The organism is Neobacillus niacini, from assembly GCF_031457145.1.
GTDB lineage: Bacteria > Bacillota > Bacilli > Bacillales > Cytobacillaceae > Neobacillus > Neobacillus niacini_J.
The window spans coordinates 34,249-48,107 of sequence record NZ_JAVDVZ010000019.1; the positions used below are offsets into that span (position 1 = coordinate 34,249).

Sequence of the window (13,859 nt, forward strand, 5' to 3'; positions counted from 1 at the left end):
ATGTATTTTACTAGTTTCTATTGTCAGTTTTGAGGAAAATTCCTAACAACCGCAATTTTTATACGACAATTATTTCTCTTGAAAACAGCCCAAAGTTCATTTGTTTAAAGAAATTTACCTACTTTTTAACCAAACGTTTAATTAGTTGAATCGGCTTTAACTAAACGATTGATTAGAAAAGCTTTAAATGCTATCAAACCTAGGTCTAATCCTCCTGGGTGGGAAGAATATTGTCGAGAAGAGGTTCTAATAAAAAAGATGTTGTATCAAAAATAAGGTGCCAAGTACCTTCCACTTTTTGGAGGATGCTTGGCACCTTTATTCATACCTTTGATCAGTGTACGGTATTACAATCGTAATGGTAGTACCCATCCCAAGTGTACTCTCCGCTGAAATAGTTCCCTTGTATTTATTTAGGATATCCTTTGCGATAGAAAGCCCAAGACCTGTTCCGCCTTTTTCCCTGCTGCGAGCCTTGTCTACTCGATAAAAACGATCAAAAATAAAGGGTAGATCTTCTTGGCTGATGCCATATCCGTTGTCTTGAATTTCTATTTTGTATTTATTTTCATGATTACTGGACCTTATAGCGATTATTTTTTGATCTCCACTGTACTTTATGGCATTATCAAGTACGATGATTAGAACTTGTTTGAACTGTTCTTGCGGAATCGCAAGTAAACGATCAGCTTTCGTTATATCCTCTTTTGCTATTTTTAATTGCTCGTATATGAGTTCGTAGTCGTGAATAACCTCATTCAGGATTTCTGTAGCATCACAAGCGATGATACTTTCATGTTCATCTTGTTTGTCCATACGAGTGAGCATTAATAATCGATTCGTTAATTTAATCAATCGATTGGTTTCCTTAATGCTTGTTTGCAGGGAATTTTCTAATACCTTTTCATCTTTTTTACCCCATCTTTGCAATAAAGAAAGATGGCCATGAATAACAGCAAGTGGTGTTCTGAGCTCATGGGAAGCATCTTCTACAAAGCGTTTCTGTTGTTCCATCGAAGCCTCAATTCGATCCATCATTGAATTAAAGATAGAACTTAGTTGGGAGAATTCATCATTGGTTTCCATAACGGGTATTCGCTCTTGGAAATGCTGGTCTTCAATTTTTCTCATCGTGCGGGTCATGACAGCAAGAGGTGCTAAAAACTTTCTTGCCAAAAGCTGTCCACCCATAATACTTAATACTAGTGATAGAATGGTTCCTGCTAACAAGACCCAAAAAACTCGTTCCATAAATTCTTCAAAGGATTCAACACTCTGGCCAATCTCAAGTGTACCCTTAAAAGTCCCTACGATTAATCGCTCTTTTAACATAAGAAAGTCTTCATCATTTTCCTTGACTCGGTGGAAACCATATTTCAAATCTCTACTTTGAAGGTCAGGAAAGTCTTCAGAAATACTAAAGAGCTCTTGTCCTTGTTGATCCAAAATACGTATCATTTCATTCTGTCCAATAATATTTTCAAAGAAATCTTCAGATAGGGCAGTTTTTATACCGCTGTGTTTGGATTGCTCCTCGATTAATGTACTAATCTCTTTCGAACGTTGATTTAATTGCTCTTCTTCCTGATTAGAGGTAAGAGCATGGATGAGAATAAGTTGCATAACGTTACACAACATAAAAATGATAAAAATGGAAATGGTGGAATAAATGGTCATTCTCCATTTAATCGAAATCCTCTTCATTCTTTTTTTCATCCGCTTTAACCCCTAATCCCGTATGATATATCCCGTACCTCTGACCGTTTGAATATAGGATTCCTCTTCTTTTCGATCTACTTTCGCTCGTAAATAACTAATATAAACATCTACAATATTGGTTTCGATTATATTATCAAACCCCCATATTTTTTCTAATAGGAAGTCCCGTGTTAACACGATATTTTTGTTTTTTAGCAAAAGATACAATAAATCAAATTCCTTTTTGGTTAGTTCTATTTCTTCATTTCCTCGTTTTACGGTTCTTGATTCCATATTGACCTCTAAGTCTTTACAGACGATTGTGTGGTGATTCATGGGAATTTCCGATCTTCTAAAAAGAGCCCTCATCCTGGCTAATAATTCTTCAATCTGAAAGGGTTTTGTAATATAATCATCTGCCCCGCTATCCAGGCCAGATATTTTATCTAAGACACTGTCTCTAGCCGTAATCATGATAATGGGAGTACTACCCACCAAACGAATTCTTCTGCAGACTTCGATTCCATTTAAACCAGGCAGCATTAAGTCTAACAAAATGAGGTCAACCTGTTCATGTAACGCCTGGTCTAAACCATCTCTTCCATTAAAAGCAGTTCGTACTTCATAGCCTTCATGCTCTAATTCTAATTGGATAAATTGAGATAAATCCTTTTCATCTTCAATAATCAATACTTTTTTCATACTAGACCGCTCTCCAATAAAAAAGGTGTCACTTCCGGACTTTCCTTCTTTTTTTAATATAAAATACCGAAAATAGAACAATCAGTACAGCCAATATGAGATATACTACCGTTGAGTAAATGTCCATATACCCGACAATGTCACTCCATGAGGCTCCCACTACAGCACCTACACTTACCAATAGCGTGTTCCAAATTAAAGTACCAATTGTTGTAAACAATAAAAAAATTCCCATATGCATACGGGACATGCCTGCGGGTATTGAAATTAAACTTCTAATCAAAGGAACAAGTCTGCCGAAGAAAATAGCCCAGACTCCGAATCTTTGAAACCAAGCATTTGCCTTATGGATATCCTTTGAGGTAATTCGTAAAATATGCCCCCATTTATCAACAATTTTCTCCAATCGATCCACGTTTAATAATAAGCCAATACCATAAAGAATAATTGCCCCGGCTACTGAACCAATTGTTGAGACGATAATGACCCCGACAACACTTAAATTTGTTGTCGTAGTCATAAATCCTCCAAAGGTTAAAATAACCTCTGAGGGTATAGGAGGGAAAATATTTTCTAATGCGATCAAAAGAAAAATCCCTATATATCCATACGTATTCATAATTTCTGTTATCCAATTTTCCATTGATAGACTCCTTTGTCACAGTATTACCTTCATAATCGAATGAACATTCCTGTAACGTTCAATCCGATAAAGACATTCTTTTAGACCGTCTCTCTTTATATCTTTGGAAAAACCCAATAGCCATTGTGAGCCAAAAGCCACTAGCAAAATATCCTCCGATAATGTCGCTCGGATAGTGAACACCAAGATAAATTCGACTTGTACCAATCATAAAAATAAATCCGCTGCTAATCAAAATCAGAATCGTACGACCTAAATGGGAAGGTATATGACGCCATAACAAGAAAGCAATGATTCCGTAGACGGCAAAGGCATTCATTGCATGCCCACTTGGAAAGCTGTATCCACCAGCCTCAATCAATCGATGTAGATCTGGACGAGTTCGATGGAAAAAGTGTTTTAAAATCTGATTAATAATGGGTGTTCCGATCATAACAGAACCAAATAAGATAAGCTCCGTCCGATGCTTTAAGACAAAATAAAGAAATAAAGCAGCGCATAGAGATATAACAAACACAGATGGAAATGACCCTATAAATGTAAAAAATTTCATGACGAGGGTTAAAGTCGGTGACTCCAGACCTTGTATAGATGAAATCAATACTTGATCAAATTGACTTAGTTTCTGTCCGTTCACTAATATTGCGATGCTGCTAAAACCAATTAGTGACAGCAAACATATCATGAAGCCACTAAATAAATGCGTTAATAATTTCATCCTACTAACTCCTAACCAAGTGTCATGACCCTGAGACACTAATCGTTTTGAATAACCTTATTTATAGTAATGTGAAGCTTTTACTATAAGTACTCATACAAACTCTTTCATTCAATCCCAATTTATCATCATTTTAACCAGCATTCTTTCAAAATTAATGAATGTTCCCACAAAAAAAGTGTCGCGAAATGCTGACACTTTTTCTGACACTTTTTTATGGAAAACTTATCTTCTTTCGTTAAATTGCTTATTTAGCTTTTTCTACTTGGTTTTCAGGGGTGTCACTCTCTTCATCATCATCGGCTTCAACCTTTACAATCTTACCTGTTTTGGCATCCACTTTCACATCTTGTTGAGTACCATCTGTTGAAACCACTTCAATTCCATAAACGATTGTTCCGTCTTCATCTTCTAATTCTACTTGTTTTACAGTTCCAGGTACTTTTTCTAATGCTGCTTTAGTAGCTTCTTCTTCTGATATTTTTGCTTGTTTAGCTAATTCAGCTTGGTTTTCTCCTTCGTCTTTCTCTTCACCATCTTCTTCGTCATCGGCTTCAACTTTTACAACCTTACCTGTTTGGGCATCCACTTTCACATCTTGTTGAGAACCATCTGTTGAAACCACTTCAATCCCATAAACAATGGTTCCGTCTTCATCCTCTAATTCAACTTCCTTTACAGTCCCAGCCACTTTTTCTAGTGCTGCTTTGGTAGCTTCTTCTTCTGTTATTTTCACCTGTTTAACTAATTCAGCTTGACTTTGATCATCGTTTTCTTCTGCTGCCTCAGTAGTAGGCTTGTCTTGTGGAACGGCAGCCTGTGCAATACTAAAGCCTCCTCCTGCTAAAATTGCTGCTGCTATTGCTGGAATAAGTATTTTATTCTTCTTAATTTTCATGATTTTGTTCCTCCTTGTGATTTTTACTACAAGGATTATCTTACGCCTGAAAGATAAAAAGGAGGTGAAGGGCTATTAAAAAAACGATTAGACTTTCATTAAAATTTTTTAATCTTCATCTTTTATTTAATTTAATTAAGAAATATTTTTCATAGAAAAAATGGAAAGGGAGCACCATAAAAATCTAAGGAAAAGCGAAATTAGGAATCTTTTTGTAGATAAAAACCTATCGGTCATTTAATTGGAGGCATTTTTATGTCACATTTGATTACATTATTTGAACAGCACAGTTATCTGATCTTATTCATAGGGATATTTCTGGAACTCCTCGCTCTACCAATTTCTGGTGAATTTTTAATGAGTTATGCAGGATACTTTGTATATCAGGGTAAAATGAATTACATTTTTGCACTTTTGACGGTCTTTGCTTCCGGAAGTGCAGGAATTACTGTAACGTATTGGATTGGAAAAGCAGGGGGGTATAAACTTATTGAAAAATACGGGAAATATATCCACCTTGGACCTGAAAGGTATAATAAAACATCAGCTTGGTTTGAACGTTCGGGCAGTAAATTGTTGGTCATTGCTTATTTCATTCCAGGGGTAAGACATTTTACTGGTTATATTTCAGGAATTTCAAAAATGCCTTTTCGAAAATTTTTTATACCTGCTTATTTAGGTGCTTTTTTTTGGGGAGTTTGTTTTATTACACTAGGAAAAGTGTTGGGGCCTAAATGGGAGATTTTGCATCAAGCTACTAGTAAATATTTTATTATTTTTATTATTGTCCTGGCAGTTTTGTTGGTTGGCTTTTTTGCCTATCGGTTTTATAAAATTCAAATTAAGAACTTTTTCATTCATTTGTTAAATAGATTAAATAAACGTTTAAAAATAATAAGAGTTACCGAAGTATCTCTTATTATCCTTACATTGGTTTTTATTGGTTTATTTATCTTAATGTTGGGACTAGCTCAAGAATATTTATATAATGAATTTACTCAGTTCAATGAAGTCGTTGAATATATGGTTCATTCAGTAATATTTATGAGCTGGATGAAAGGATTTCTAGTAATTACACCTCCATTTGCACTTGGAAGCATTGTTGTGCTAACCATAATTGTTATTTGGATTAAGGGACGGAATAGGGGGCTGGAATTTCTTCTGCTTGCAGTTTCAATATTGGGAGCTAAGCCCTTTCATACTACGGTTATGAAGACATTTTATTACCTTCAATCAATAGGGTTCGTCGGAAAATTTCATTCCTCAAATTTTCCGGATATAAATGCCACTATTTTAACCATCACTTATGGAACCTGTTTATTTTTACTTGTCCGTCATTCAAAATGGAATTTTGTTTCCATAATTGTACCTTTAATTGGAATAGTTTTATTAGTTGGTGTAGCAATTGTTAATATTGCAACGGCTAGTATACTTCCAAGCGATATTGTAGGTGGGTATGTATTTGGAAGTGTCTGGATGTTTTTTAACTTCTTATTATTTGAAATGTTACGCCTTATCGTGGAAAAGATTGATTGTTATCAAAAATAAGGTGCCAGATACCATCCACTTTTTGGAGGGTGCCTGGCACCTTATTTGGTCTACAGAAGGTATAATTATTTTCGTTTTTTTCCTATCAAAAGCGCCACTTGGGCCATCGTAAAAGGAAGAGAAGATTTTCTTCTGTAAGCTAAATATTTAGACTCCCATGAATCTGCATATTTTTCTTTAAATTTCCGTAATCCTTGAAAATGATAAAAAAAATGACCGTGCAAATATATGTGGGAAGCAATCTTTTCACCCAAAAATGAAAACTTGGAGATCCCTACATTAGAAAGGGGCGCCATTCCTAAATTAAAGTTCTTATATCCTTCTTCTTTTGCCCATTCAAATAACGAGAGAAAGATAAAATCCATTGTTCCCGATGGCGAACTCCGTTTAAATCGCATCAAATCTACTGAAATCTTTTCGTTATTATCATAAACCGGCATCAGACTTGTAAAGGCGATGATCTGTGTACCGTTATCTTTCAAAATTGCCATTTCAGACTTATTCAAGTAATCTTCATCAAAAAAGCCTAAGGAAAATCCTTTTTCTTTTCTACCCTGAAGCCAATCAACTGATACTGCTATTAGTTCATTAAACAACTCAGGAGAAAAAGGCGGCTTTATTATTTCAAAATGATAATTCTCTCGTTCAAACTTATTTTTAACAGCTCTTGCCCCTTTCATTTTTTTTCCTGAAAGAGAGAAGTGCACTAAATCAACAAATGCCTCTTCGCCAAGCTTAAAAAAGTCAAAACCGCTCTCATGGAGATAAGGAAGCATGTGATGACTAACTTCATAAAAAGCAGGCGTATATCCATGAAGATCTGAAGTATGCTGAAACTCTTCTATTGCAAGTGGAAAATCAGCTTTCTCTCCGATAGGGTCCCCAAGAATCACGAGCTTGTCAGCATATTTTTGAAAGGAAAATAGAACACTGTTCTTGTTATTCCAGAAAATAAATTTATCATGCAGGAAAATTAAATGGGTTAGAACATTTCCATTATATTTTTTTATGTGTTCCAGTATTTTTTCTTCCTGGCTATTGGATGTTTCCATAAACCTGTTCTGTGGCTTTCTAATGACATTTCCAATTTTTAGTACGAATAAGGCGATGATTAGTCCAATAAAAGCACTGTAAAACAAATCATGATAATCAGTAATAACATAAGGGATTAGCTTTGTCGGTATATTGACTTTTGCGGCAGGTAAATTTAAGTAACCGATGATCACATACATAGAAGTAATAAGTATGACCATTAGAACATCAAAAATGGTTTTGCTCCAAGTTAAAACATAACTCTCCCGATAAAATCGGGACTTGGACCCCCGAAGGAGTATGGCGACAATCAGCACTACAATTGCTTCCTCATAGTCAAACCCTTTGAAAAGGGAAAATATCGCAGCAAAGGATAATACGGCTATGGTTAGATGATAGGCTCGCTTTACTTTATATTCAATTCCTCTTGATAAACCAAGGAGGATAAACCCAGCAGCAACGGAAAGTTGGTGGGATATGCTTATAATAGGGAAGGTTACAATATCTTCGACAAATTTCAACCTTCCCACGATTCCTGGCACAGCTGCCGACAGTAGTAAGATCAACCCAGAAACAAAAACTAATATGGTTAAAAGCACATGGCTTGCATTCTGCACGAGTGCATTTGGGAGATTGTCCCATGAATCATTCCATTTTTCCCAAAAATCTTTTACAAAAAGTACAAATCCAAATATAAATGGAATAATTAAATAGCCAATCCGATATACAATCAGAAGTACCAGTATCTTTTCATTTTCGATCCCTAAATATTGTGTTCCCCAGATGAAAACCAGGTCAAATGATCCAAGACCACCAGGGATTAAACTGACAATTCCAGCACATGAAGCAATAATAAAAATAGGGAAGATTTCATTAAAGTGAAAAGGTATGTTTAACACGTTAGCTAATAGCCAAATAGCCAGAAAGATAGCTGACCATTCCATGAAAGAAGTAAACAAAAGTTGGAGCCTTGTTCGTGAGTCAATGGTGGGTTCCGAACTTTTTTTGTTTTTTATGAAAGATAGGATCATTAGGACTGGAAGATATAGCCCTACTCCGATCACGGCCAAATATAACCATTTTGTTTTTAATAAAAGTGGAATATCCCTGTAACCGGCAAGAATGAACCAGGCAAGCAATGAAATACCTGTAAGATAAAATAATGATACTGTAGCAATTGTTTTCAACAGTCTGCCCTTGTCCATTTCATGTGTTTGATAGAAGTAAGTTCTTAGCAACACTCCGATTAAACCGGCAAAACCAATTAAATTTGAAAAAGAGTTTACAATAAGCGACTGTTTGATTACCCTTTTTGTCGGTACAGTGATACCTAATATTTTTACAATTGCTGAATCATAAAAGAACATTGGAGTAATTGCTGCAATCATAATCAATAGAACGACGGTCAATTTTGGAAAATGAATTTGACTTACTACATCTTGGAGCAATGCTGTATCAATGTTCCCTGTGAATTTTTTGATTTCGATTACGGCGAGAATTAATAAAATAAGTGGAAAAGTAATTTTTAGGAATTGAAATACTTTTGATTTTATGAATTTTTGCATATTCATCCCCTTAATCGTCTTCACTTTTTTTATGGATTGTGTTAAATGCTAAAGATCGAATAATAGATATGGATTAAATTAATGAATTAATCATTAACAGCATTAGCTTGTTCATTTTATTTTAATGTATTCTTAACTAACTACGGAAGAAAATAATATATTACTTCATCCTTTTTTAAAACCAGCCTTCAAAAAGGATGGAACGGTTACTGCTGCAAATGCTTCTGATATTTACAGAATTATAGTGGAAATCTAGGAACCAAAACAGGCAGCGGGTAATTTACATAGCTGTATTGAATATGGACCGTGCCATCATTGTTACAAGTGGCCTTCTAAAAAAAATTGAATGTAAGTGTTGGGTACGTTCATCACGGATCAAAAACAGCTTTCAGAAATTGGTCATAATTTTGCCCAAGATGGTCTTTATTCAATCTTTGTTAAATCGACTGATAAGGCAGGCAATGGACCTGTCACGGTAAACCGGACATTCACAATTGACAAAACCAAACCGGAGATTGAAATTACGGGTGTCGATCAAGACGCTCATTACAATGAGGATAAGCGGATTAATGTCGCTATTCGTGATGTAAACTTAAGTCTTAATAAAATAACGGTAACAAGAGATGGTGCCCGCTACAATGCCGGCGGTTTCACAGTCAGCCATAACAGTGCAGCCTTGAGTCATAATTTTAGCGGCGAAGGCGACTATCATGTCCTTGTAGAAGCGACCGATAAAGCTGGAAATAGCTTCTCGCAGCAAGTGAGCTTCAAAATTGATAAGACGAAGCCAGTCATCACACCTAAATTTAAAGGGCAAACGAGAGTCATTAAAGAGGGTGAATATATAAATGAAATTTTCACACCGGAATTTGCCTTAGATCAGAAGGATGATTCAATCGTCTCCGTTACATTAAACGGTTCGAATGTCGGCAGAACGGCTCCAACTGCTTCGAAGGAAATGGCATATCACTTTAATGTTCTGGCTCGGGATAAAGCAGGAAATGAAACAACGTTGGAAATCAAGTTTACCTTAGATACGACAAAGCCAACTTTATCGATTTCCGGCGTACTTGATGGTTTCTTTAATAAAAACCTGGCACCAGTTGTTACCTATTCAGATATTCATCTGGATACAAGCAGAACATCTGTAACGTTAAATGGCGCTCCGTACAAAAGCGGGACACAACTTGAGTTTGAAAAAGATTATGTTCTAAAAGCAACAGTAACAGATTTAGCGAACAATATAAGCGCGAGAACAATCGTCTTTACGATTGATAAAACATCACCAGCCATCAAGTTTAAAGACCCTATTTCGAATAAGTATTTTAATAAAGATTTAATACCTGAACTGATGATTGAAGATTTTAGCGAATATGACATCATTGCTCTAACCTTGGACGGCTAGGAATATAATCACGGCGATCCGATTACTTCCGAAGGTAAACATGTTTTATTCTTCGAGGTAAAGGATAAAGCAGGTAATATAAAGCAATTAAGTGTCGAGTTTATTATTGATAAAACGGCTCCAAAGGTAATTTACGATGGAATTAAGCGCAATGAGAAATACTTCGAGGCTGTTAAAGCAGCGATTCGTCTTGATAATCCAAGCGATACGATCAAATCAATAATGGTGAATGGCAAGCTGTTTAACTTTGATAAAACAGCAGATGAAAATGGAGCTGCCGTCTTTACATCTACTTTCTCGGAAATCAATTCATATAAAGTTGAAGTTACAGCGGTTGATGAAGCAGGAAATGAAATGACTACAGTTATTCCGTTTGAGATTGTGGAGAAGACAGCTTTAGTAAAGTTTTATGAAAATAAACCATTATTTGCAGGCTCGTTAATTGGGTTATTCGGACTAATGGGAATTGGGATTGCCGTTTTGGTTAGGAGAAAGAAACCAGGAGCAGTTGAAAAATAAAATCGGCGGAGGGCTGTGAATGATTAGAATATCATTCACAGCCTTTTTTTGCTTGTAGGGAAGTTGAGTTGGTCATTTTTTGTTGTTCAAATTCTAATCGAGATTTTGTTTTAAGGGCGTTTCAAGAACACCATTATAACGAATACTAATTTATTAAAATACACTTGTACATATCCGTTTTTTTATTCTTTTCTAAAAATTAGTCAAAACGTATTCTTTGTTATGTTTGGTTAGGGTTTCCTTGGTGTTTTTGGTCATTTCACGAACATTAAACGTCAAACTAAAAATAATATTCGTTTTTAGGGTTGCGAAATATACGTTTATTCTTTATAATCTTAAAAGTGTAAGAGATAGATTAAACCGGAACCTTGTATGGTATTAATCAACATTCAATAATTCTTTTGATTTGGAAAGTGAGGCCAGATATGACGCAGCGAAGAACCCCTTATCTCATCTTGGCTCCAGGATTGATTCTCTTGATTTTATTCTTGGTGTTACCCCTAATTTCCGCTATTTTTCCAACGTTCTTTAATGGAGGGTTCACCTTGTCAAATTATACTTCGTTCTTCTTGGATGAGTATAATTTTGGTATTTTTTGGCGGACGATTAAGGTTTCATTGATTGCAACGTTGATTTGTGTAGTGCTGGGAGTTCCAACTGCCTACTACATTTCCCAAAGTCCGAAAAAATGGCGCGGTTTGTTGATGTCGATTACATTGTTTCCGTTGTTAACAAATTCAGTTGTGCGGAGTTTTGCGTGGATTACGATATTGGGACAAGACGGGATACTAAACAATGCTTTAATGAATATTGGTTTACTTTCTAAACCACTTACTTTACTTTATACAGAATTCGCGATCATCATTGGCTCTGTGTATCTCTTCTTACCTTTAATGGTTATTACTTTAGTGGGTATTTTAGAGAACATTGATTCTGAAATTATGGAAGCAGCAGAAACATTAGGAGCCAATCGCTTGCTTGCTTTTGTGAAGGTTATCTTGCCACTAAGTGTACCGGGGATTATTGTTGGCAGTATTTTAGTTTTCACAGGAAGCATGACAGCCTATACAACTCCGCAATTATTAGGCGGGAACCGAAACATCATGTTAGCTACCTTCTTATATCAAAGTGCAACTGCACTAGGGAACTGGCAAGGTGCAAGTGTCATTGCCTTGATTATGATTGTGGCCACTTTAATCGTGATGAAGTTATTCAACTGGGTTGCCGGACGCATGGATAAAAGAGGTGAGGCAAATGCGTAAAAATGTCAGTTTAAAAATTTTTGCAGGTCTAGTTTTTGCATTTCTAATCGTTCCTTTGCTCATTATTATAGTGACCTCTTTTGGAACCAATTCAACCATTCAATTCCCCATTCAGGGTTTTACCCTTGAATGGTACACTAAGGTATTTAACAATGAATCCTTTATGGACAGCTTCTTTCTTAGTCTACAAGTTGCATTTCTTGCGACGCTCTTGGCGTTGATTATTGGTGTTCCAGCTGCTTATTCTTTGGCACGTCATACGGTGTTCGGACGAAATTGGATTAAGAGCTTTTTCCTTTCTCCAACGATTGTTCCTGGTTTAGTAGTTGGATATTCTATGTACCAATTTATTGTCATCAAGTTTCAATTTCCTATCATCCAAGGGTTGTTATTAGGTCATTTCTTGATTTGCCTGCCTTACGTCATTAGAGTTGTTGGCTCAACGATTGAACAGTTAGATTTTTCAATAGAAGAAGTTTCGTGGACGTTAGGCTGTACAAAAATACAAACTTTCATCAAAGTGGTATTACCGAACATTACTTCGGGAATTTTTGCTTCCTTCATGTTGGCTTTTATTAATTCCTTCAACAATATACCTGTATCTCAGTTTTTATCAGGACCAGGTGTAACCATGCTGCCAACAAGCTTAATGAATTATATTGAATACAACTATGATCCATCCGTTTCTGCTTTATCGGTTGTTTTAATGCTTGGTACAGTTGTTCTGATGTTTGTTATTGAGAAGACACTAGGATTAGCAAGTATTTCATAGGAACATCCAAGAAGTTAACAGCGAAGGGGGTAACACAGCATTATGTCTTATGTTGAATTAAAAGATATTCGAGTGAGTTATGATAACAAAAACAATATCTTAAAAGATTTAAATTTATCCATTGAAAAGGGAGAATTGGTTTCCTTATTAGGGCCATCAGGCTGTGGGAAAACAACCACTTTACGTGTCATTGCCGGCTTAATTGAGCCGAATGATGGTGAGTTTCTTGTTGACAATCAAAACTTAACAAAGGTGCCTGTTCATAAACGCGAATTTGGCATGGTGTTCCAAAGCTATGCTTTGTTTCCCCATCTTACGATTAAGGAAAACGTCGCTTTCGGCTTAAAATTACGCAAGGAAAAAAAGAATAACATAGACAAAAAGGTAAAAGATATTCTTGAGATTACAGGTTTAGAAGCACTCAGTGACCGCTATCCCAAACAGCTTTCAGGCGGACAAAGACAACGTGTAGCTTTAGCACGCGCTTTAGTGATCGAACCGAAATTATTATTATTAGATGAACCTTTAAGTAATTTAGATGCGAAATTGCGCTTATCCATGCGTATAGAAATTAAACGAATTCAAAGCAAATTAGGCATTACATCGGTGTTCGTAACACATGATCAAGAGGAATGTTTCTCGATTTCAGACAAGGTGGCTGTTATGAATAAAGGTGTAATCGAACAGTTTGATACACCTGAAGAAATTTATAAAAACCCAAAAACGGAGTTCGTTGCCCGTTTTATCGGGTTTGAGAACTTCTTTACTTTAACACCAACAGAGGACTGGAAGTATAAGGCTGTTGATGGAACAGTTTTTCAAAGTAATCGCGATTGGGAACCAGGAAAACAAACAGGAACCATTCGACCAGATGATATCGAAATGGCAGCAAGTACAACGCAACATACAGATAATACGGTATCAGGGGTTATAAAAGTTCGTACCTTCCTAGGTAAATCCTATCAATATGAAGTGGAAACTTCTATTGGCACCTTAATCGCAAATAAAGCCGATGATGTGGTTTATCAAGTTGGTGACGCTGTAACATTATCGATTCCAGCGCACAAGCTAATCATCGTTTAACATCTAAGAAAAGG

12 protein-coding genes are annotated in these 13,859 nt (G+C 35.9%); 6 read left to right on the forward strand and 6 right to left on the reverse strand.

Annotated features, from left to right (window positions below; genetic code table 11):
* Window positions 1–318: 318 nt before the first annotated feature.
* The 5 genes from J2Y03_RS26500 to J2Y03_RS26520 all read right to left on the reverse strand — a co-directional run bounded on the left by J2Y03_RS26500 (window position 319) and on the right by J2Y03_RS26520 (window position 4,659).
* The gene (locus tag J2Y03_RS26500; protein WP_310200039.1) at window positions 319–1,716 is read right to left on the reverse strand and encodes a sensor histidine kinase; all 1,398 of its coding nucleotides are present in this window, start codon (window positions 1,714–1,716) and stop codon (window positions 319–321) included.
* Window positions 1,717–1,728: 12 nt separating this feature from the next.
* Window positions 1,729–2,400, reverse strand: a complete 672-nt coding sequence (locus J2Y03_RS26505) for a response regulator transcription factor (protein ID WP_132096671.1) — start codon at window positions 2,398–2,400, stop codon at window positions 1,729–1,731.
* A 28-nt stretch (window positions 2,401–2,428) separates the two neighbouring features.
* Window positions 2,429–3,043: a DedA family protein gene (locus tag J2Y03_RS26510; protein ID WP_310200043.1), complete on the reverse strand. Its 615-nt coding sequence runs from the start codon at window positions 3,041–3,043 to the stop codon at window positions 2,429–2,431.
* Window positions 3,044–3,101: 58 nt separating this feature from the next.
* Complete coding sequence (locus tag J2Y03_RS26515) at window positions 3,102–3,761, reverse strand: phosphatase PAP2 family protein (RefSeq protein WP_310200045.1); 660 nt, start codon at window positions 3,759–3,761, stop codon at window positions 3,102–3,104.
* A 247-nt stretch (window positions 3,762–4,008) separates the two neighbouring features.
* Window positions 4,009–4,659 (reverse strand): PepSY domain-containing protein, encoded by a 651-nt coding sequence (locus J2Y03_RS26520; RefSeq protein WP_310200047.1) that lies wholly within the window; start codon window positions 4,657–4,659, stop codon window positions 4,009–4,011.
* Window positions 4,660–4,914: 255 nt separating this feature from the next.
* Here J2Y03_RS26520 and J2Y03_RS26525 point away from each other — a divergent pair, with 255 nt between their 5' ends.
* On the forward strand, window positions 4,915–6,207 hold the full coding sequence (locus tag J2Y03_RS26525) for a VTT domain-containing protein (RefSeq protein WP_310200049.1): 1,293 nt from the start codon (window positions 4,915–4,917) through the stop codon (window positions 6,205–6,207).
* 65 nt (window positions 6,208–6,272) lie between these two features.
* Here the strand turns inward: J2Y03_RS26525 and mprF are convergent, their stop codons facing one another.
* Complete coding sequence (gene mprF, locus J2Y03_RS26530) at window positions 6,273–8,804, reverse strand: bifunctional lysylphosphatidylglycerol flippase/synthetase MprF (RefSeq protein ID WP_310200052.1); 2,532 nt, start codon at window positions 8,802–8,804, stop codon at window positions 6,273–6,275.
* A 352-nt stretch (window positions 8,805–9,156) separates the two neighbouring features.
* Here mprF and J2Y03_RS26535 point away from each other — a divergent pair, with 352 nt between their 5' ends.
* The 5 genes from J2Y03_RS26535 (at window position 9,157) to J2Y03_RS26555 (ending at window position 13,845) form a co-directional block, all read left to right on the forward strand.
* A complete protein-coding gene (locus tag J2Y03_RS26535; RefSeq protein WP_310200054.1) occupies window positions 9,157–10,209 on the forward strand; it encodes an Ig-like domain repeat protein in 1,053 nt (350 codons plus the stop codon).
* Between the two features lie 222 nt (window positions 10,210–10,431).
* A complete protein-coding gene (locus tag J2Y03_RS26540) occupies window positions 10,432–10,728 on the forward strand; it encodes an Ig-like domain-containing protein (protein ID WP_310200056.1) in 297 nt (98 codons plus the stop codon).
* Between the two features lie 425 nt (window positions 10,729–11,153).
* The gene (locus J2Y03_RS26545; protein ID WP_310200058.1) at window positions 11,154–11,990 is read left to right on the forward strand and encodes an ABC transporter permease; all 837 of its coding nucleotides are present in this window, start codon (window positions 11,154–11,156) and stop codon (window positions 11,988–11,990) included.
* Entirely contained in the window at window positions 11,983–12,762 is a 780-nt protein-coding gene (locus J2Y03_RS26550) for an ABC transporter permease (protein ID WP_310200060.1), read from the forward strand. The genes J2Y03_RS26545 and J2Y03_RS26550 overlap by 8 nt, the downstream gene beginning before the upstream one ends.
* A gap of 42 nt (window positions 12,763–12,804) precedes the next feature.
* Complete coding sequence (locus J2Y03_RS26555; RefSeq protein WP_310200062.1) at window positions 12,805–13,845, forward strand: ABC transporter ATP-binding protein; 1,041 nt, start codon at window positions 12,805–12,807, stop codon at window positions 13,843–13,845.
* Window positions 13,846–13,859 lie beyond the last annotated feature (14 nt).